Origin of the sequence: Paragemmobacter amnigenus (assembly GCF_009908265.2) — a bacterium.
GTDB lineage: Bacteria > Pseudomonadota > Alphaproteobacteria > Rhodobacterales > Rhodobacteraceae > Paragemmobacter > Paragemmobacter amnigenus.
Genome location: NZ_JAAATX020000009.1, coordinates 112859 through 131198 on the forward strand (window position 1 = coordinate 112859; position 18340 = coordinate 131198).

Annotated in this window: 21 protein-coding genes; 13 read left to right on the plus strand and 8 right to left on the minus strand. The window is 61.5% G+C overall.

What is annotated here, in order from left to right; all coding sequences use genetic code 11:
- Positions 1 to 168: 168 nt before the first annotated feature.
- The 5 genes from GU927_RS13575 (at position 169) to GU927_RS13595 (ending at position 4192) form a co-directional block, all read left to right on the plus strand.
- Positions 169 to 618, plus strand: a complete 450-nt coding sequence (locus GU927_RS13575) for a YeeE/YedE family protein (RefSeq protein ID WP_161762990.1) — start codon at positions 169 to 171, stop codon at positions 616 to 618.
- A 3-nt stretch (positions 619 to 621) separates the two neighbouring features.
- On the plus strand, positions 622 to 1071 hold the full coding sequence (locus tag GU927_RS13580; protein ID WP_161762991.1) for a DUF6691 family protein: 450 nt from the start codon (positions 622 to 624) through the stop codon (positions 1069 to 1071).
- 18 nt (positions 1072 to 1089) lie between these two features.
- Positions 1090 to 1974, plus strand: coding sequence for an MBL fold metallo-hydrolase (locus tag GU927_RS13585; RefSeq protein WP_161762992.1), 885 nt, complete (start codon positions 1090 to 1092; stop codon positions 1972 to 1974).
- Between the two features lie 55 nt (positions 1975 to 2029).
- Entirely contained in the window at positions 2030 to 2362 is a 333-nt protein-coding gene (locus tag GU927_RS13590) for a TIGR01244 family sulfur transferase (protein ID WP_023666455.1), read from the plus strand.
- Positions 2363 to 2431: 69 nt separating this feature from the next.
- Positions 2432 to 4192 carry a SulP family inorganic anion transporter gene (locus GU927_RS13595; protein WP_161762993.1) on the plus strand — a complete coding sequence of 587 codons (1761 nt, stop codon included), beginning with the start codon at positions 2432 to 2434 and terminating at the stop codon, positions 4190 to 4192.
- 307 nt (positions 4193 to 4499) lie between these two features.
- Here GU927_RS13595 and GU927_RS13600 read toward each other — a convergent pair whose 3' ends face one another.
- From GU927_RS13600 to GU927_RS13610, 3 genes are read right to left on the minus strand one after another with little or no spacing between them, the layout of a single operon-like run.
- Positions 4500 to 6344, minus strand: a complete 1845-nt coding sequence (locus GU927_RS13600) for a type IV secretory system conjugative DNA transfer family protein (RefSeq protein ID WP_161762994.1) — start codon at positions 6342 to 6344, stop codon at positions 4500 to 4502.
- Between the two features lie 10 nt (positions 6345 to 6354).
- Positions 6355 to 8232, minus strand: a complete 1878-nt coding sequence (locus GU927_RS13605; protein ID WP_161762995.1) for a relaxase/mobilization nuclease domain-containing protein — start codon at positions 8230 to 8232, stop codon at positions 6355 to 6357.
- A complete protein-coding gene (locus GU927_RS13610; RefSeq protein WP_161762996.1) occupies positions 8229 to 8702 on the minus strand; it encodes a plasmid mobilization protein in 474 nt (157 codons plus the stop codon). The genes GU927_RS13605 and GU927_RS13610 overlap by 4 nt, the downstream gene beginning before the upstream one ends.
- 1048 nt (positions 8703 to 9750) lie before the next feature.
- On the opposite strand from GU927_RS13610, the gene GU927_RS13615 reads away from it, so the two are divergent.
- Together GU927_RS13615 and GU927_RS13620 are read left to right on the plus strand one after the other, a co-directional pair.
- Complete coding sequence (locus tag GU927_RS13615) at positions 9751 to 10515, plus strand: ParA family protein (RefSeq protein WP_161762997.1); 765 nt, start codon at positions 9751 to 9753, stop codon at positions 10513 to 10515.
- Positions 10512 to 11186, plus strand: coding sequence for a hypothetical protein (locus tag GU927_RS13620; RefSeq protein ID WP_161762998.1), 675 nt, complete (start codon positions 10512 to 10514; stop codon positions 11184 to 11186). Before GU927_RS13615 ends, GU927_RS13620 begins: the two co-directional genes overlap by 4 nt.
- A 39-nt stretch (positions 11187 to 11225) precedes the next feature.
- On the opposite strand, the gene GU927_RS13625 is transcribed toward GU927_RS13620, so the two are convergent.
- Entirely contained in the window at positions 11226 to 11651 is a 426-nt protein-coding gene (locus tag GU927_RS13625) for a hypothetical protein (RefSeq protein ID WP_161762999.1), read from the minus strand.
- Positions 11652 to 11775: 124 nt separating this feature from the next.
- Between GU927_RS13625 and GU927_RS13630 the strand changes: the two genes are divergently transcribed.
- Together GU927_RS13630 and GU927_RS13635 are read left to right on the plus strand one after the other, a co-directional pair.
- A complete protein-coding gene (locus GU927_RS13630) occupies positions 11776 to 11985 on the plus strand; it encodes a hypothetical protein (RefSeq protein ID WP_161763000.1) in 210 nt (69 codons plus the stop codon).
- 96 nt (positions 11986 to 12081) lie between these two features.
- On the plus strand, positions 12082 to 12342 hold the full coding sequence (locus GU927_RS13635) for a WGR domain-containing protein (RefSeq protein WP_161763001.1): 261 nt from the start codon (positions 12082 to 12084) through the stop codon (positions 12340 to 12342).
- Between the two features lie 6 nt (positions 12343 to 12348).
- Here GU927_RS13635 and GU927_RS13640 read toward each other — a convergent pair whose 3' ends face one another.
- Positions 12349 to 12711, minus strand: coding sequence for a bactofilin family protein (locus GU927_RS13640; RefSeq protein ID WP_161763002.1), 363 nt, complete (start codon positions 12709 to 12711; stop codon positions 12349 to 12351).
- A gap of 164 nt (positions 12712 to 12875) precedes the next feature.
- Positions 12876 to 13817 (minus strand): helix-turn-helix domain-containing protein, encoded by a 942-nt coding sequence (locus tag GU927_RS13645; protein ID WP_161763003.1) that lies wholly within the window; start codon positions 13815 to 13817, stop codon positions 12876 to 12878.
- Between the two features lie 118 nt (positions 13818 to 13935).
- On the opposite strand from GU927_RS13645, the gene GU927_RS13650 reads away from it, so the two are divergent.
- From GU927_RS13650 to GU927_RS20700, 4 genes are read left to right on the plus strand one after another with little or no spacing between them, the layout of a single operon-like run.
- Positions 13936 to 14157, plus strand: a complete 222-nt coding sequence (locus tag GU927_RS13650) for a DUF2188 domain-containing protein (RefSeq protein ID WP_101923048.1) — start codon at positions 13936 to 13938, stop codon at positions 14155 to 14157.
- 9 nt (positions 14158 to 14166) lie between these two features.
- Positions 14167 to 14427, plus strand: a complete 261-nt coding sequence (locus GU927_RS13655; protein WP_101923049.1) for a multiubiquitin domain-containing protein — start codon at positions 14167 to 14169, stop codon at positions 14425 to 14427.
- Entirely contained in the window at positions 14402 to 15592 is a 1191-nt protein-coding gene (locus GU927_RS13660; protein WP_101923050.1) for a ThiF family adenylyltransferase, read from the plus strand. The genes GU927_RS13655 and GU927_RS13660 overlap by 26 nt, the downstream gene beginning before the upstream one ends.
- Positions 15593 to 15620: 28 nt before the next feature.
- Positions 15621 to 15989, plus strand: a complete 369-nt coding sequence (locus GU927_RS20700) for a DUF6527 family protein (RefSeq protein ID WP_101923051.1) — start codon at positions 15621 to 15623, stop codon at positions 15987 to 15989.
- 11 nt (positions 15990 to 16000) lie between these two features.
- Here the strand turns inward: GU927_RS20700 and GU927_RS13665 are convergent, their stop codons facing one another.
- Positions 16001 to 16936, minus strand: a complete 936-nt coding sequence (locus GU927_RS13665) for a DUF2493 domain-containing protein (protein ID WP_161763004.1) — start codon at positions 16934 to 16936, stop codon at positions 16001 to 16003.
- Between the two features lie 368 nt (positions 16937 to 17304).
- A complete protein-coding gene (locus GU927_RS13670; protein WP_161763094.1) occupies positions 17305 to 18336 on the minus strand; it encodes a DUF7146 domain-containing protein in 1032 nt (343 codons plus the stop codon).
- Positions 18337 to 18340: the final 4 nt, after the last annotated feature.

Sequence of the window (18340 nt, forward strand, 5' to 3'; positions counted from 1 at the left end):
TACAACGATGTCGTCTGACAAAGTTCTTGGGTTTGGTGACATCGTTACTGAAAGGTGATTCCGAGAGTCCTAAATGGGTTCCAATCTCTAGAGGAGGTCTGGACCCATGCTTGCCACGAAAAGAAACATCACTGAGCGATCGGCCCCCATCAAGGCTGGGGTGAAGTGATGCTGGAACTCTCCGTCATCGAAACGGCCTTCACCCCTTGGCAATCGCTTGCTGGCGGCGTCCTGATCGGCTTGGCCTCTGTCCTGCTGATGCTATCGCTCGGCCGGATCATGGGGGCGACTGGCATTCTTGCAGGCGTTCTCACGCCGTCCGCCCATCCCGACAAAGGCTGGCGCCTTGCGATTTTGGCTGGAATGGTCAGTGGCCCGCTTGCACTGCTGGTGCTGACCGGAGCGATGCCCGCGGTCGAAGTACCGGTGTCGATGCCCATGCTTGTCCTTGGCGGTTTTCTGGTCGGGATTGGCGTCACCTACGGTTCCGGCTGCACGTCCGGGCACGGTGTCTGCGGCATGGCGCGCCTGTCGCGCAGGTCGATTGCTGCGACGCTGACCTTCATGCTGACCACCGGCCTGACCGTCTACATCATCCGTCACGTTCTGGGAGCCTGAGCCATGCGCCTTGTTTTGACCTATCTTATCGGCCTGATCTTTGGCGTAGGCATCTCCATCTCCGGCATGGCGAACCCCGCCAAGGTGCTGAACTTCTTCGACATAGCTGGCACTTGGGACCCAAGCCTTGTCTTCGTGATGGGGGGCGCCGTTGTTGTGGCCTTCTTTGGCTACAAGATCGTGTTGAGCAGACCGACCCCGGTCTTGGATGCTAAGTTTCACTTGCCCGACAACCCGCGCATCGACGCACGCCTACTGGGCGGATCGGCACTCTTCGGGATTGGTTGGGGCATTGCTGGCTTCTGTCCGGGCGGGGCGCTGCCTGCCTTGGGCACAGGACAGATCGATGTCTTCGTTTTTGTCGCGGCCCTGGTCGCTGGAATCTTTGCCGCCAAGGGCCTGATGGCCCTGACCCATGCCCGAGCCGCGCGCGTCCTGCGCCCTGAAACCTGAAACTTCGAGGATACCGATATGAACGCTTATCCGATCGACATCTCTGTCAAGCCCGAGGTTGAGGCTTTCTTCGACCCCGCGACAAACACCATCAGCTATGTGGTGAAGGACCCTTCGTCGAATGCCTGCGCCGTCATCGACTCGGTGATGGACATCGATTACGCGGCGGGGCGGATCACCTATGCCCACGCTGATGCCATTATCGATTACATTCGCAAGAACGAGCTGAAGCTCGAGTGGATCATCGAAACCCATGTCCACGCGGACCATCTGTCGGCCGCGCCCTACATCCAGCAGGCTTTGGGCGGCAAGATCGGGATCGGTGAGAAGATCATGGTCGTGCAGGAAACCTTCGGGAAAATCTTCAACGAAGGGACCGAATTCCAGCGCGATGGCAGCCAGTTTGATGCCCTGTTCAAGGATGGCGACACCTATAGCGTGGGCAACATGCAGGCTGTGGCCATCTACACGCCCGGCCACACACCAGCTTGCATGGTGCATGTGATGGGGGATGCCGCTTTTGTCGGCGACACGCTGTTCATGCCCGATGGCGGATCGGCGCGCGCCGACTTCCCCGGCGGCGATGCAGCAACGCTTTACGACAGCATTCAGAAGGTTCTGGCCCTGCCGGACGAGACGCGCCTGTTCATGTGCCATGACTACGGCCCGAACGGCCGCGACATCCAGTGGGAGACCACTGTGGCTGCCGAAAAGGAACACAACATCCATGTCGGCAAAGGCGCGACCAAAGAGCAGTTCGTGAAGTTCCGCACCGAGCGCGACGCAACACTTGCGATGCCGAAGCTCATCATCCCTTCGCTTCAGGTCAACATGCGCGCGGGTGAGGTTCCGACCGACAAGGACGGCCGCCCGATGCTGAAAGTGCCCCTCAACGGTCTGTGACAGCTGCGACCAGCCGCCGGACCAACCCCACAAGCTTCTGCCAGAGGATCAAGAAATGCAGAATGTCACCCATATCTCGGCCGATTTCGCGATCAGCCCCCAGATCACCACCGCGCAACTAGCGCAACTCAAGGCGGCAGGGTTCACCACTGTCATCTGCAATCGACCGGACCATGAAGAAGGTGGCCAACCGACATTTGCCGAAATCAAGGCGGCGGCCGAAGCAGCCGGTCTTGACGCCCACCACATCCCGATACGTCCGGGTCAGGCAACGGAGGCCGATGTCGCAGCCTTTGATACCGCTGTGACGACGGCCAAAGGCAAGGTTCTGGCCTATTGCCGGTCCGGCGCACGTGCGCAGAGCCTTTATGCTGCACGGCCTCGCTGAGGGCGTCGACTGATCCCCCGACGAATGTTCCGTCCCTGAACGCGTTCACGAAGAAAAAAGACCTGTCCCATGCCCACGAGCTCCTCCGCACGTTACCTTCCGATCCTGCAATGGGGCCGTAGTTATGACCGCCATGTCTTGACGAACGACCTGCTGGCAGCGGTGATCGTCACGATCATGCTGATCCCTCAGTCGTTGGCCTATGCGCTTCTGGCGGGGCTGCCGCCCGAGGCTGGGCTTTATGCCTCGATCGTGCCGATCCTGCTTTACACGGTGTTCGGCACATCCCGTGTCCTTGCTGTCGGACCGGTTGCCGTGGTGTCGTTGATGACAGCCGCCACGATCGGACAAGTGGCTGAGGCGGGGACCGCCGGTTATGCTGTAGCTGCCCTGACGCTTGCCTTCCTGTCTGGCGGGATGCTGCTGGTGATGGGTTTGCTTCGTCTGGGGTTCCTGGCGAATTTCCTATCGCACCCTGTTATCTCAGGCTTCATTTCGGCCTCGGGCATCCTGATTGCGGCCAGCCAGATCGGCCCGCTGACCGGACTGAAGGCAGACGGTCATGCACTCTTCCCGCAGCTTGCGTCACTCTTGGCGCAGTTGGGCAAAGTCAGTCTAGCGACCTTGGTCATCGGAGCCTTTAGCCTTGGTTTCCTGTTCTGGGTTCGTCGCGGTCTGAAGCCCCTCTTGCGCCGGATCGGCCTTTCGGCGCGCCCCGCCGACATGCTGGCGAAAGCCGGGCCCGTGGTCGCAATCGCAGCATCCACGTTTGCAGTCTGGTGGCTTGGTCTTGACAACTCGGGTGTGGCGGTCGTGGGTGCCGTCCCGCAAAGCCTACCTCCGTTCACGCTGCCATCCTTTGACTTGTCGCTGATACAAGCGCTTCTCCTCCCTGCAGCGCTGATTTCCCTGATCGGCTTCGTGGAGTCGGTTTCGGTGGGTCAGACCCTTGCTGCCAAGCGCCGCCAGCGGATCGATCCCGACCAGGAACTGGTCGCGCTCGGCGCGGCAAACATCGGCGCATCCCTGACAGGTGGCTTTCCCGTCACCGGCGGCTTTGCGCGATCGGTCGTGAATTACGACGCCGGTGCCGCAACGCCTGCAGCGGGTGCCTTCACCGCCATCGGCCTTGCCCTTGCCGCGCTGTTCCTGACGCCGCTCATTCACTTTCTGCCAAAAGCAACCCTGGCAGCCACCATCGTCGTTGCGGTGCTAAGCCTTGTGGACCTGTCGATCCTGAAGCGCAGTTGGGGGTATTCCAAAGCCGATTTTTCGGCCGTTGCAGCAACCATGGCCGTCACGCTGGTCGTCGGTGTCGAGGCGGGCGTATCCGCGGGGGTCCTTCTGTCGCTGGTCCTCCACCTGTACCGCACCTCACGGCCTCATGTGGCTGAAGTGGGGCTTGTTCCCGGGACCGAGCATTTCCGCAATATCCATCGGTTCAAAGTCGAAACGGACCCGACGGTCTTGACCCTCCGCATCGACGAAAGCCTCTATTTCGCCAATACGCGCTATCTCGAAGACGTCATCCTGAAACGCGTCACGGGTGACAGCGCGCTGCGGCATGTGATCCTGATGTGTTCGGCCGTGAACGAAATCGACCTGAGCGCACTGGAAACGCTGGAGTCCCTTGATCACCGCCTGCGCGATATGGGTGTGACGCTCCACTTTTCCGAAGTGAAGGGGCCGGTCATGGATCGATTGCACAAAACGGAGTTCCTGACCCATCTCGCCGGCAAGGTCTTCGTGTCGCAGTTTGAAGCTTTCTGCAGGTTAACTGGACGCTGCGCCGCGCACGACCTCAGCACGCATGTCCAAACTGCTAGCTAGGTCCCGGTAGGGTTGTTAATCCTGCCAGAGCTTACCAGGGTCACTAGCCGGATCATCATCGATTTTGGCTGGCTGCACTTCGGGGCAAAGAGGTCTACTTCTTTCGAGGAAGGGGACGGCCAAGGTCAATTGCGTCTAAATCCAGCAATCGAACGCAAGCGGATCAGCAACAGCAAACCCATCGGAACTTTTGGTTCTCCATCATGATGTAACGCTGACCTGCGGTAGCAGGGAATCCTGCCATCGTTCGCTTAGGGCCGTATCTGCCCGTAGGAGTATGCGGTGAGGTTGAGCGACCAAGAGCCGGTTAGACCCTAGCCGGTACTTTCCGTGTCCGTTTGGCACTCTCCGCGATTTCCCGAAACACCCGTGCCGCTTCTCCGAAGACCTCGGTGCCCGCAGGACCATCGGACGCAGTCAACCCCGACAGCTTCCCAACAGCAACATGCCTGCCATCCGCTCCGCTTCCTCGTGTGGTCGGTAACACCTTCCCTTTCCGCGCCCGATCAATCGGCCCGAAGTGCCGATCCTCGTAGTACCGGATGTGACGCGCCCGGATGGGATATTGCCCCTCGGGCAGGACCAGCACCTCATCCAGCGGAAACCGCAGTACCTCGTTTGCAGAAATCAGTGGCCGCTCCTCCGACCGCCTGCTGACATTCGCGCTGTCCTCCAGCGCACGCACCCGCGACTGACTCTCGGTCACGGCGGTGATTGTGGAGCGCCCCAAGGCATTCGACAGGACCTCGGCGGTACGATCATCCTGCGGCGTCATGTAGATCTGCACGCCTGCGCCACCCTGCAGTGAGCGCCGCCCGGTTTCGCCATAGATGTCATCGAGGCCGGGAATGGTCTGGGAAATGATGAAGAAACGGCCGCCGAAACTGCGGATGGTCTTGATGGAAGAGAGGACAAGCGGCTGGCGGCCGAGCTGGTCAAACTCGTCCATCAGGAACATGACCGCATGGGGTTCGTCCGGACCAGGCTCACGGCGCTGCAAAGAGGCGATGGCATCCGCGAAGAGAAGACGGACGAGCGGGGCGAGAGTTTTCAGGTGTTCCGGCTGGACGACGATGTAGAGGCTCTGGGGATCGCGGCGGAACGTCGAGAAGTCGAAGTCGCTGGCGGAAGTCACCCGGTCGACCGCCGGGTCGTTCCAAAGCTCGAGGCCGGATCCCTGGATGACGGACACATAAGCCCCGAGGGTCTTTTCCGGAACGTCGGCCATCTCGAGGAAGGTGCGGGAGACGATCGGGATGTTTGTGGTCTCGGCGATGGCCGTGTAGCTCTTCTTCTTGTCGCCACCCCCAGCCATGATTTCGCCGGCAAAACCCAAGGTTGGGCGGCGCTGTTCGATGGCGTAGAGGCAGGAGGCGATGAAGAGCCGCTTGCCTGCATTGAAGAAGCTCTGTGCGCTTTCGCCTTCCGGGATGAGGAAGAGATCGGCCATCGAGTTCAGCGCGGTGTACTGACGCTCGGCCGAGGGCAGGGCGGCGATCCGGGCGAGCGGGTTGAAGCGGTGAGAGCCCCGGTCCTCATCGAAGGGCGAGAAGTACCAGATACTGTTTTTCAGGCCGTGCTTGCGGTGGATGGAGGTCTTGGCGAAGTTCTCGCCCTTCACGTCGAGGATGATCGCCGAGCCTGAGAAGTGGAGGAGGTTCGGAATGACGAAACCGACGCCCTTCCCCCGGCCCGTGGGCGCGATCATCATCGCATGGGGGAAGCGGTCGGGTGGCGCCATCACGAAGGGCGCGTCGGATTTCGGGAGGCCGAGCTTGCCGAAGATGAACCCGTTCTGATCGAGGGTTCCGACCATGTGGTTGCGCTTCAACTCACGGCGCGACTGGAAATGTGCGTCGTCGTACTGGTTGAGGCGGCCGCGATGTACCCCCGCAAGACCGACCAGCGTCAAGGCGACGGTCACAGCACCCGTGATGATCAGCGCGCCCTGCAGGACCGAAGGCCGCGCAGCGAGGTCGGCCCAGGCGTAGCGAAGGAACCAGGGGCCCATCGGGCTAAGCGTATCGAGGCTCTCCCGGAAAGCAGTAATCACGTAGATCGTCGCCAGCATGCCGCCGATGTAGAGACCGGTCAGCAGGCCAAGGAGCAGCGCCAGCGGATACCGCCAGGCGGTGTCGAGATTCGAAAGCATGGGTCTGTCCTCAGAGTTCGTGCCCGGTGTCGCGTTCGACGGCGCGGTCGCGCTGACCCAGTTCGGCAGCGCGATGCTGCGCCCGTGCGAGGTCGGCCCAGGGTCCGACCTCGCTCGACTGACCGAGGTCGCCCTCGTTTTTCAACTCATGCGCGACGGCGGCCCGGAGTGCTGGATCTCTGACCTGCTCGTTGAGCGGGGCCAGATCTCCGGACCGGACGCGGTCGAGATCCTCGGGTTTCAGGGTGTCGTGCAGGCGGTCGACGATGGCTTCCAGCGCCGGCACCTCGGAGAGCTTCATATGGCGATCTGCGCTCAGCAACTGGTCGCGCGCGACGGCCTCGGTCAGTTCCGGCGCTAAATTGAAAGCAGCGACTTCTGCCCGAACTTCTTGGCCAAGCGCGCGCTCCGTTTCCATCCAGAACACCTTTTGCATTGTGTTCGGCTGCTCAGTGATCCAGCTCGCTCGCTGGCTCTCACTGCGCTCGGCCAAACTGAAGCGGGCGACCATTTCTTCGACGGACGTGCCGGCTATGCGAAGCTCATCTTCCCGGATCGAGAACAGCGCCGTCAGCCGTTCGCCGATCTCGTCGCGAACATGTGCAAGGGTCGCGCGTAGACCTTCATCGAGAGAAACACCCTCGGTCTGGCCCTGCTCCAGTCGCGCCAGTGATGCGAGAGTCGGGTTGAAGTAGGGATCCGTATTCCGGTCGGCGACCTGAGCATGCTCTGCCAGGAGGACACTGTCGGGCGCGAGTTTCAGCGAGACGCGCGCCTGCTCGGCAAAGCTCCGTTCAAGGTCAACCCGCTCGGCCGAGGGTTCCATGGCGCGGATCGCCTCCCAGGCCTCTGTGGCAGAAGCGATCATCTCGCTGCGCGCAGCCTCAACCCGCGCGGCGGGGTCGCCTTCGGCATGAAGCGAGTGATCGGGCATCAGGGGAACTCCTTGTCTGAGAGCGGCGGCAGAGGCGCCAAGCGCCCGGGCCAGCCGGGAAAGGTAGGAAGAGGCGTTCGCCTCAGTGCCAGTTGCGGCGGCAAGGCCGGCGAGATCGCCTAAGGCTTCGTACTCACGGGCAAAGCCCTTCATCGCGGCAAGCCGTCGGCTCCGCTCCCCATCGGACAGCGGCGGCGGGGCAGGGGGCGTGGACTTCCCACCCTCTTGCGATGCACGCAGCTCGGACTGGCGCGGCGGGTTCTCGATGATGCCGCGGGAAAGGCGCGACGAGGCGAGAATGTTCAGCCCATGCGCCTGGCTGATCTCGGCGTGAAGTTCGCGCATCACATCGAAGTTCAGCGCGGCATGACGGCAGATCGAAAGGAACCGACCATCCTCGATGCCATGCTTGTCGACCACGAAATGCGCATGCAGATGGTCAGTGTCCTTGTGAAGCGCCGCGACATAGCGCCAGACATCCCCATATTCACCGGACCCGAACACTGCCTGACCCCATTCCCGGGCGATGACCTCGGCGCGTTCGGTGTCCACCCCTCGGGGAAAACTCAATACGATATGATCCGCGTGTCCCCGACGCGGCGCGCCGGTCCAAGTCGAAGACCAGATGTCCGCCGTTCGTTCCGTTCGCGCGGGATCGAAGTCACGCTCATAGCCCGCCAAATTACACCAGGTGCTCTGCACCCCCTCTTCCCGAGCCACATAGTCGAGAAGGCGATTCAACTCCTGCGGCGTTCGGGCGCTGCCGCCCGCAATACGTTTGACAACCGACTGCCAGCCGCGCGGCCCGCTCGCGTTGCGCAGAAGTGCCCGGGTCTGGCGTTCCTTGCGCGTGCCGAGCCGAGACGACGCGCCGCCTCCTCCGCCGCGCCCACGACGCCGATCGTCGAGAACATGACCGAGAACCAGATCTTCGACGGAAGGCGAGCGGGTCATTTGGGCGCCACGGCAGAAGCGTCGGCGGCATGGGCAAATGCGGAGGCTTGATCACCAAGTCCCTGCTTGGCCCTCAGCGCCGACAGGAGGTGGACAACGTCTTCAACCAGATCATCGACCCGCGCGCCAACCTTGCGTACGAGGGCGGCATCGCGGGCATTCCAGGTCAGGCGTCCGACTGCCCCCAGACGGGCGATCTGGTTGAGGTTGTTGCCGACGGCTGACAATTCGCGCCTGGCTGCAGCGATGGCATCAAGCTCGTCTGCCTGGATGGCCAGACGATCGCTTGCCTGTCTGACCAGATGCCGGATTGCCTCGGAAACCGTCAGACCGCTTGCCTCGGCAACTGCCTGAAAGGCTGCATGCTCGTCTTCCGTGATGCGGATGTTCAGCTTGACCGAAAGCCGCCGCACCTCCTTCCGATCAAAGCTGCCCTTGATCCGAGACAGCGCCTGGCGGGAACGGCCCATCGACCTCGCCACGGCCGCGACGCTCTCGCCAGCGAGGAGCCGCGCCTTGACGGCGGCAGTCTCGGCAGAGGTCAGGCGTGAGCGTGGCATTGCATCATTACATGTGTTTTGAAGTCGTTGCGCATCATGTACCACACACCACCGTTCCTGCCAACCGTCCTCACCGGCCGGTTTCCGCTCCTCCGAAGAGGAGCCCGCGTGCGGAAACCGGACAGCCGGTGAGGACTCATTATGGCGTCAGGGGTCGGCGGCTGGCCCGCCGACTGCATCCCTGCGCCCCGGCCGTAAGGCCTCCGTTTGACGCGAGACCAAAGTGGTCGAGCGCCTTGTAACCTTTGGTTTTGCGAGGGTTTGCGTTCCCTAAAGGAGGAACTGCCAGGAAAGGCTCGACGATCCGAAGGAAAGGGTGCCCGGGAAGGGAAGGGGGGTCGGGGAATGGGTCGCTCGATGGTTCAAGGCCTGCCCATGGTAGACTATGGATTGCTTTGGGCGTGAAGCCACAGGCTGGCTCGGCGCATGGTCAACCCGTCACTGGGCAAACCGGCAAGCATGTCGACAGGCAAGCAGGCAGATTGTCCGGCGTGCAGGCGGTTGGCGGGTCAAGTTCGGGATCGTTCCCCGACGAAGGCCTGCTGTCGCCTTGCCTTCGGACCAGCCATGCGGACGAGTTCAAGGGCAGATGCGCAGCCTGTCGCCTATGCAAGCATGCAGACATGCAAACCGTCATACGGGCCGGAAGGCAGATAGCCACGACTACGGGCAGGCCTCAGAACCGCTCGGGCGCCGCGCCGCAGCATTACGGCTGTGGGAATCCTTAAGAAACATGAAGGCGCGCGGGTCGTGTTACAACTTCCAGCACATGCGATTTGACGTTTCTGCAACCTTGTGCCTAAACGGCGCACCGGATGCCGGTCGGATTAGTGACGCCTTTACAAAGGCTTCGCGCGGTCTTGACCTGCCTGCGGTGCATCGGCCTCCGCAGCGTCATGAAAGAGCGCCGGGCGTCGGTGCCAGGGGTAGTGAGTACCGTTTGTGGAGGCGTCATTTCATGCAAGTCATTACCATCGTGCAGACCAAGGGCGGCTCGGGCAAGACCACGACCGCCATGCTTCTCGCGTCTGCAGCACTGAACCTCGGACGTCGCGTCACCCTGATCGATGGCGACGTCAACGCCCAACTCGGCCGTTGGCGCGACAGTTTCGAACTGGCCGCCTGGGAGGGCACGCAAAAGCCCGAGTGGCCGGAGAGCCTGGCCATCCTTTCACCTCCCGAGAGCGTGGAGGGGCTACTGTCGCTCCTCGAAGCCGAGGAAGCGCGGGGTGTTGATCTCGTGGTGATCGATACGCGCCCGGGCACCCATACCGACACAGAGGATTTCTGCCTGATCTCCGATCTGGTGCTGATCCCAGCCCGACCCGTCTACGCCGAATGGGAAATGACCCATCGCGCCGTCCTCTGGATGGACGACCTCCGGGCTTCGATTGCCGAAGGTGAGCGGTTCCCGGCGGTGCGCGTCCTCGTCATGGATGCGGGGCCGAAGATCATCGACGCCGCAACCCGGGAAGGGGGAATGGCTCAACTGCCGAAACGCGACCAGGACGTGCTGCAGGAAATCCTGCGTCTCGACCATCTCGACGTGATCGTCCCGCATTCGCGGATCCTCGAACAGCTAGGCTACCACGGTCCGCTCGGACCGGCAGCCCGCGCCAACGCCAAGGCCCCCGGCGGACGCTTGCTGGCGGACGCCATCACCCGCCAGCTCGAAGTTGCGGAACTCGTCCTGACGGGGATCGACGAGGTGATCCCTGCATGAGCCGCTTCCGCCTTCCCGCACGTGTCGCCCCCTCCCCGGCGGCCGAAGAGCCGGGCTTGCAGAACTCCGCCGCGCGGCTGCGGTCTTCGCGCGAAGTTCAATCGCGCATTCTTGCCGAACGGCGAGCGCCGGAGGCGGGACTGCCAGCGGAGAACATCGAGGCCCAACTCCCTGACTTGCCAACTTCGCCCCTGGCGGAAGCGGGAATAGCCGGAAAGAGGGAAGGGGAGAGGGATCAACCGTATTCCTCCGCTTCGTCGCCCGACGGTCCTGCAACTGAGCTGGCGAAGCCCCGGAAAGAGAAGCTGGTGGTCCTGTTTCGACTTCCACTGGCGACCGAGAGGCGTCTGGAGCAGATCCCGGGCGCAGGTGAGGTGACCTCGGCCTACATGCTACGCGCCTTTGCCAAGGAAGCCCGCGCGGAACTGCGGCGGCTCTTGGCGGAAGAAGAGATCATGCCGCATGCAGATGAGGCGAGGCGCATCTTCGCCATGGCGGCAACAGACCTGGCGGTCGGCGAAGCGATGACCGTCTACGCCCAAGGCTCTGCGATCCGGGCTATGCATGCAGCCCTTGGTGATCCCTGGCAGATCGAGCCTCGTGCGACGATCGTTGGTGCCTTCCTCGCCGCCATAGCGTCGCGGCTCATCGAGGCGCGACGCGTCAGATAGACCCGGACCATGCAACAGAATTCGATGAACTGCCTGAGGTCACTCGCAGGCAAGCTCGGGCAGCGGCGCTGTCTCGAAGGTCAGGCTGTCAGCACTCGTGACCAGGGCGAACTCACCACCCGTCCGGAAGGTCGCAACCATCTTCGCCCATTCCGCAGCGTCAGCTGTCGCTTGGGCAGAGATGCCGTTCTTGACCGGAAGGCGTGCCTGTTCGCCCGACTTTGCGAGAACGACAACCATGTCTGGCCCGGCGTCTTTGTCGAAGCGGACCACGAGCGCGCCGTTGGGCGTCGGCCCGAAGACGCGATCCGGATCGCAGACAAGCCGCACCTCACCCGCCTCGCTGGTGAGCGCGTAGGTCGGCAGGCCACGCTCGACACCGACCGTCCAGTCGTCAAGCGCGTGGACGGGAACAGACATCGCCGCAAACGCGGAAATAGCCAGAACGGGGGACAGAACATGCATCGACAGAAACACCTTTCGTGGTTCGCGTGGCGACAGCAAAGCACCACTTCTGATGGCGTTAGATATGTTCTGACGGCCCGCATGTCCATGACTGCGGCGCGACAACGGTTCATCGGGGGCAGGAATGGATGACGTCGTCCAAAGCAGGACCAAGCCGTCGATCATCGATCGTCGGCTGTGGCGGATCGACTGCGGGAACCGGGAGCTTGTCGCAGAGCGCCATCGCACCGTGAGCGGTCGGTTCAGGACCGTGTGGCTGGTCTCGGAAGAAACCCTGCGCGGCGTTCTCTGGGTTGAGGTTGTCGATGAAACACCCGGAGATCCGTCGCCATGACCCATCAGCTTTCTGAATCGGACCGCCCAGATCGATTCAGAAAAGCAATTGGACTTGGCGAGCCGCAAAGCAGAGTCTGAGCGGGGGAGGACCGCCATGCCTCTGGCACATCTGCACCGCATCGACCCTGAGGCCAACATGTCGCGCTTCTACTGCATCGATGTTGCGGCGACGCTGTTTGGGGACGTATCCGTCTTGCGGACCTGGGGCCGGATCGGGACCCACGGCCGGACGAGCATCGAGACCTGTGCTTCCGTTGAAGAAGCGGAGAGGGCGGCATCCCACACACTCCGACAGAAGATGCGGCGGGGCTATCTGCCGGCCGGTCAGATGCTGCCGCCAGACCTTGCAGAGTGAGATCTGTTAGGCCCTGCGCTGAAGCCTGCCTTCAAGCTCGGCTCCGGCCTCGATGGCGATCCGCTCATGGATGACATCGGCCTGCACGACTGCACTCGGCGCGAGCTGAACGTTGCGCGCTGAGACCGTGCCGGAAACCGCCCCAAGCACGACGAGGTCGTGCGCGAAGATGGAACCTTCAACACGACCTGAAGCAGCCACGGTGATCTCTGGAGCCCGCAGTGAGCCAACTACGTTGCCTTGGACCTCGATCGGTCCACTGGAGGTGGCATCGCCTTCGACGACAAGGTCCTGCGCGAAAACGCTGCGGAGGGCGTTAGCGCCGGCCGGATCCGGCCAACGGTCGAGGTCGCCATTTGGGGTCTTCATCTTGGTGCCGCCTCAGATCAACTTCGTGCCGCACGACTGGACCAGAAGCGAAACGAAAGGACAACGCGCGGCGCTGTGATCGGCGAAGATGCGCGTTCGGGCCGAGGCCCTGAATTGAGTCGCATAATTTTGATTATGTAAAATAGTCCCGAGATAAACGGTTTTCAGCTGTTAAGGCTCACCGTTTTGTCCTTGTAGGCGCGCCACAAGCCGAGACGTTTGATGCGATACTCAACCAACTCGACCGACGCTCCAAAATGCTCTGCAATCTGGGCCGCACTTTCACCTGCTTCAACTGCCGTTCGAACGGCAGTTTCTGGAAGGAGTGTTGCCGCAGCGAGGTAAAAGGCATCATGTTCTTCAGAACTATCGTAGGTCCGGCCATATGCGTCGGCGATCTTGGCGATGCGGGTCAAACGATGCCCGAGCAGAATGTGCCAGCATTCTTCAAGGTACGTCACACGCTGGCGCTCCACCGTATGTTTATCGTTGCGAAGAATGGCCCACGTATCCTCGGACAGGTCCATCGGCACGCTCATCGCCGACCACTCTTGGGCACCCTCGCCCAAGAGAAACTCGGCGCATTCCCTGGTGAGCCCTTCAACGTCAGAGACTCGGAAGACGTCGACACCGGCGATGTTGATATCGAGCGATTCAATCCTCTCGTCCGGCTCAACTCCTAAGTCCTTTCGCAGTTGCTGGGCCATCTCCTCCATTTCAGGTTTCGAAAGAGCAATCGACGGCGCCAACTCAGCGTCAGAGGGCGGGCTACTCAAAAGTTCCGAAGCGTTTGTACGATGGCTGGCTTTGATGCAGCTAGCGGCATTGAGGAGACAATGGATCGTTTTCGCCCGTACGTTCTTTCCAGCACGAAAATGGACCAGCGCGACATTCTCAAAACTTAGGCCCGCTTCCCGAGCATCGTCACCCAACCACTCGATAATTCGAATCGACGAGTTATTGTCGGGTTCACCCTCACCGCGTTCGATCCGCGCCAGGGATGAAAAACTGACGCCGATGCGCTCTGCGAGCGCCCGGATGCTAAGCCCTTCTGTTTCCCGCTTTTTCTTGAGTGCAGCGACAAGCGCTGCTTTGTCTGTCTTCATGTTCTGGCCGTGCGTTTCGCACACCTTGACACGGCGCGCGATCCTCCCCTATCGTGCTTCTAACACAGGCTCGCACATCTGAGAAGTCGGCCCGTGGAAACAACCCGAAGGAGTCAACATGTCGAAGAGAATCCACGTCGTGCCTCACAGCCAGGGCTGGGCCACCAGACGCGAAGGGGCGGGTCGTGTAAGCTCGGTCCACACCACGCAGACCGCTGCAACCCAGCAGGCACGCAACATCGCGATCCGCGAACGCGGCGAGGTGATCATCCATCGCCCCAACGGGCAAATCCGGGATGCCAATTCCTACGGGAATGACCCGTATCCCCCCAAAGGCTAGGAGTAGGAGATGAATACCATGAAGGACACTAAGACGGTCACCATCGTCGTTGAAGGCACTCCTCATGAGTGGCCGAAGAACAGCGAGATCACCTACACCCAAGTTGTCGCGCTGGAGTTTCCCGATTTCGCGCAACACCCAGAGACGACCTACTCTATCAAGTATACCAAAGGGCACGGCAACAAACCGGAGGGTGTCTTGGTTGCTGGCGGCTCGGTGAAAGTCAAAGAGGGGATGATTTTCAATGTCTCGTCTACTGGCCAGTCATAACGACGATATCCGGCGCCTAATCGAGAAAGGGTTCGCGGTCAGCGAAGATAGCAACTATCTGGTTGTCCGCGATATTCCATACCTTGATGCAAATCTTGAACTTGCGACCGGTGCCTTCGTTGCAACGCTGGTCGCCGTCGATGAACTAAGAGTTCAGCAGGATGACCACCAGGTCTGGTTTGCTGGCGGGGTTCCTCACGGACTTGATGGCACACCGATCCCGAACCTCGGCGGTGGACCCTGCTCTCTCCACCTAAGCACCGCCGCCTCTGATGTTGTCGTGCAGCGCCGATTTTCGAACAAACCATTGGTAGCCCAACGGTTTGCTGACTTCTTCGAGAAGATTGAGAGTTACACCAATATCATCGCTGGTCCCGCGATGGAGCGCTACGGTGCGTCACCTTATACTTTTCGGGTTGCAGACGAAGTTGCAGAGGATCCAATCTTCAAGTTTCGGGACACGCTGACAAGCCGGGGGCAAATTGCCGACCTGACCACCTGTTTCGACGGCGAGATTGTTGCTGTGATCGGCCTCGGTGGAACGGGCAGCTACGTCTTGGATTTCATGGTGAAAACTCCCGTTGCAGAAGTTCGTGCGTTCGATGCTGATCGATTCCATGTTCATAACGCCTTTCGATCACCAGGACATCTGGACCCTTCGGAGTTCGACAAGACGAAGGCCGAAGTCTACCTGGCCCGATACGGCAACTTCCGCCATGGGCTCTCGGCCAAAGCCACTTACATTGACGGCTCGTCGGACGACGAACTTAGCGGTGTCACATTTGCTTTCGTTTGCGTCGATAACGGCGCGGCCCGTGCAGAGATATTCCGAACGCTAATGGAGCGGAAGATCCCGTTCATTGACGTGGGGATGGGGCTGAAGAGGAAGGACCAAGGTTTGGGCGGCATGGTCCGCGTCACATATTTTCCATCCGAACATAGCGAAGAGGTGATGCGCAAGTCCCACGCGCCGCTGCAAGATGATCCGGAAGACTTGTACCGTGCGAAGGTTCAGATCGGCGAACTGAACGCCTTGAACGCTGCTCTCGCCGTGACGCGCTACAAGCAGCTGCGCGGGTTCTATAAGGATGTGTCCGATTGGGAAAACCTCCTGTTTGACACGACTGACCTGAAGAGCGTCGGAGTAACGACCCGTGAAGACTGAACATTTTGCGCTGCAATCTGTGCATTACATGCCCAAAGTGCTGGAAGCAGGAATTCTTTACGTGTCCGAGGAGTTCCATACCGCCGCTCACCTTTGTGCATGTGGGTGCGGGCAAAAGATTCGAACGCCCCTTGGTCCGACTGAATGGACCGTTCGGGCAGACGTGCGAGGGCCAACCCTGCGTCCTTCTGTTGGAAACTGGCAACTGCCCTGCAGATCGCATTACTTGATCACGAACGGGAATGTTCAATGGTCCAATCAGTGGACCGAAAAACAAATCCATGCCGGGCGACAGAAGGAACATGCCAAGCGTACTGCATACTATGAAGCGCGAAAGCCAACGGCGTCATTGTGGCGTCTGCTGCTAGATTTTGTGCGCGATAGGCTAGGTCGATAGTGGAAGGGGGCTCACGCCCCCTTCTCGAACTTCACCACTGGGATGCCGAGCTTCTTGGCCTTGTCCGCGAGGTTTTCCTGGATGCCATTGCCCGGGAAGACGAGGACGCCGACGGGGAGCACATCCAGCATGGCATCGTTGCGCTTGAAGGGTGCGGCCTTGGCGTGCTTGGTCCAGTCGGGCTTGAAGGCGACTTGGGTGATACCCCGGGCTTCAGCCCATTTGGCGGCGATGAGTTCGGCGCCTTTTGCGCTGCCACCGTGGAGAAGGACCATGTCGGGATATTTGGTCCGGACCTGATCGAGCTTGCCCCAGATCAAGCGGTGATCGTTGAAGTCGGTCCCGCCAGTGAGGGCGACTTTGGGGCCTGCGGGCAGCATCACTTCGGTTTCCGCGCGGCGCTTGGCGGCCAGGAAGTCGCGGCTGTCGATCAGGGCGGCGGTCAGGTGCTGGTGGTTCACCTTTGAGCCGGTGCGCGGCCGCCAGGTCGAGCCCGTATGATGCCAGAACTCGGAGGCGGCGTGATCGCGCATCATGTCCATGCAGTTCCGCCGTTCGGTGAGGGTCAGGCCCTCGGCCGTCAGGCGCTCGAGTTCGGTCGATTTCACCTCAGAGCCGTCCTGTTCCCGCTGGAGGCGGCGCTGCGCCTGCTCGTTGTCGTCAAGCGACCGTTCGATCCGGGCGGTGGCACGGTGGAAGAGGTTGACCTGGCTCCAGAGTACTTCTTCGAGGTCGGGTTCCATGCGGGTGTCGGCCAGGCTCGCGACGAGGGCATCGAAGATGTCAGCGACGGCCCCCCGGAGGCGGTCTGCGTCGGGCATCGGGCGCGGATCGGGCTCGTCTTCGAAGGGGCGGTAGCCGTAGAGCTGAAGCTCTTCCAGCGCATGGGCGGTCTGGGATGCGGTGTGGGCGGGTTCGTAAGCGCCGTCGCGGGTTTGGAACGTCATCGTCTTCTTGCCTCCGGGCCTGGCTGGTCCGCGCGTCATCCCGCGCGGCCTTCATGGGCTGCGAAAGCCGTCACGGGGGAGGACCCTTCACCCCCGCCTTCGGGGGCCGGAACGCATGTGGAGGAGGACGGGGGGCGGCTGATTTGCTTCGCGATGCAAAGCGGGGGCTCGTCCCCCGCGGCGGAAATCATTTGACCCCCGTCCTTGAAGGGTCGTCCCCTTTGACGGCCGCCTGCCCATCTCTTGAAGGCCGCTCGGGGGACGGGTGGATGAGCTGTCCCGAGAAGAGGCAGGAGGTGACGTTTCAGACCTGCGATGGTCCATCCCCCCTGCCCCACTGTCCTGAAACGCCCCTTGCGCGGAGACGCTCAGATTTCCAGGCGCTGCTGATCCTTGGGACCGATCTGTCTTGCCAGATGCTGACGCAGCACCGCCGGCCCGTCTGCCCGAAGATCGTCATTGAAGTCCCCGAGCCGTGGCTCGAGCACCCACACTGCAATTCCGACCTCGGCGGCTCTGGCGGTCAACCTCTCCGCTGCGCGTTGCCCCGCCGGATCGCGGTCGATGGCGATGTAGAGGCGCCGCAACCCCTCGGGCAGCAGGACGGCTCCGAGGTGGCCCGATGAGAGAGCGGCCCAGACGGGAAGACCAGGGGCAGCTTCACGAACGGAGAGCATGGTCTCGATGCCCTCGCCGATGACGAGGATGTCATCACACTGGGTCAACCTGACGGCATTGCCGAGGAGGTGACCCATGGCACGCCGCTGCGTCTCGACAGCCGCTTTGCCCTGTCCGTCAGGCGCAAGCCAGGTGCGATGCACACCCTGCAAGGCCCCTTCCCCATCGGTGACCGCACCGATCAGCGCCGGTCGGGGAATGCTCTTGGTCTGGCCCTCATCCCGATGCCAGCACTTTGGGTGAAAGCGAAGGACGCTCGTCTTGCCGCCAAGGGTGATGCCCCGGGAGCGGAGATAGGTTTCCGCAAGCGTGCCTGCGACCGGCATCGAGGCCGCAAACAAGCGCGCCGCTGCTTCTGGCGTGCCCCCATGGGACTTTGATCTTCTCGGTGCGGGGCCTTCCGGGAGAACCGGCGCCGGACGACCGAGATGCGCACGCGCCTCGGCGAGAAGGTCGGGAAAGCGACTGATCCCCATCCGTTCGCGGATGATATCGAGGAGATCACCATGTTCGCCGGTGGCACCGTCAGTGAACTTGCCGGCTGCCCCTGGCCCGGATGAAGGGCCGGTCAGACGCACAAACAGCGACCGACCGGGATTGTTCTGCAGATCGCCCACGATCCAGTAGGACCCTTCCCGCCGCCCGGCGGGAAGGTAATGACGACAAACACTTTCGGCACGGGACGAAAGCTCACGCAAGAGGTCTTCTGTTTCCAATGACATGATC

Bases quoted from the DNA above. Each gene is read 5' to 3' on its own strand.
- GU927_RS13650 (WP_101923048.1), top strand. From the start codon at position 13,936: ATGTCGAAGAGAATCCACGTCGTGCCTCACAGCCAGGGCTGGGCCACC.
- GU927_RS13610 (WP_161762996.1), bottom strand. From the start codon at position 8,702: ATGGGCCGTTCCCGCCAGGCGCTGTCTCGGATCAAGGGCAGCTTTGAT.
- GU927_RS20700 (WP_101923051.1), top strand. From the start codon at position 15,621: ATGCCCAAAGTGCTGGAAGCAGGAATTCTTTACGTGTCCGAGGAGTTC.
- GU927_RS13590 (WP_023666455.1), top strand. From the start codon at position 2,030: ATGCAGAATGTCACCCATATCTCGGCCGATTTCGCGATCAGCCCCCAG.
- GU927_RS13640 (WP_161763002.1), bottom strand. From the start codon at position 12,711: ATGAAGACCCCAAATGGCGACCTCGACCGTTGGCCGGATCCGGCCGGC.
- GU927_RS13670 (WP_161763094.1), bottom strand. From the start codon at position 18,336: ATGTCATTGGAAACAGAAGACCTCTTGCGTGAGCTTTCGTCCCGTGCC.
- GU927_RS13580 (WP_161762991.1), top strand. From the start codon at position 622: ATGCGCCTTGTTTTGACCTATCTTATCGGCCTGATCTTTGGCGTAGGC.
- GU927_RS13660 (WP_101923050.1), top strand. From the start codon at position 14,402: ATGTCTCGTCTACTGGCCAGTCATAACGACGATATCCGGCGCCTAATC.
- GU927_RS13575 (WP_161762990.1), top strand. From the start codon at position 169: ATGCTGGAACTCTCCGTCATCGAAACGGCCTTCACCCCTTGGCAATCG.
- GU927_RS13585 (WP_161762992.1), top strand. From the start codon at position 1,090: ATGAACGCTTATCCGATCGACATCTCTGTCAAGCCCGAGGTTGAGGCT.
- GU927_RS13625 (WP_161762999.1), bottom strand. From the start codon at position 11,651: ATGCATGTTCTGTCCCCCGTTCTGGCTATTTCCGCGTTTGCGGCGATG.
- GU927_RS13615 (WP_161762997.1), top strand. From the start codon at position 9,751: ATGCAAGTCATTACCATCGTGCAGACCAAGGGCGGCTCGGGCAAGACC.
- GU927_RS13595 (WP_161762993.1), top strand. From the start codon at position 2,432: ATGCCCACGAGCTCCTCCGCACGTTACCTTCCGATCCTGCAATGGGGC.
- GU927_RS13605 (WP_161762995.1), bottom strand. From the start codon at position 8,232: ATGACCCGCTCGCCTTCCGTCGAAGATCTGGTTCTCGGTCATGTTCTC.
- GU927_RS13645 (WP_161763003.1), bottom strand. From the start codon at position 13,817: ATGAAGACAGACAAAGCAGCGCTTGTCGCTGCACTCAAGAAAAAGCGG.
- GU927_RS13655 (WP_101923049.1), top strand. From the start codon at position 14,167: ATGAATACCATGAAGGACACTAAGACGGTCACCATCGTCGTTGAAGGC.
- GU927_RS13630 (WP_161763000.1), top strand. From the start codon at position 11,776: ATGGATGACGTCGTCCAAAGCAGGACCAAGCCGTCGATCATCGATCGT.
- GU927_RS13600 (WP_161762994.1), bottom strand. From the start codon at position 6,344: ATGCTTTCGAATCTCGACACCGCCTGGCGGTATCCGCTGGCGCTGCTC.
- GU927_RS13620 (WP_161762998.1), top strand. From the start codon at position 10,512: ATGAGCCGCTTCCGCCTTCCCGCACGTGTCGCCCCCTCCCCGGCGGCC.
- GU927_RS13665 (WP_161763004.1), bottom strand. From the start codon at position 16,936: ATGACGTTCCAAACCCGCGACGGCGCTTACGAACCCGCCCACACCGCA.
- GU927_RS13635 (WP_161763001.1), top strand. From the start codon at position 12,082: ATGCCTCTGGCACATCTGCACCGCATCGACCCTGAGGCCAACATGTCG.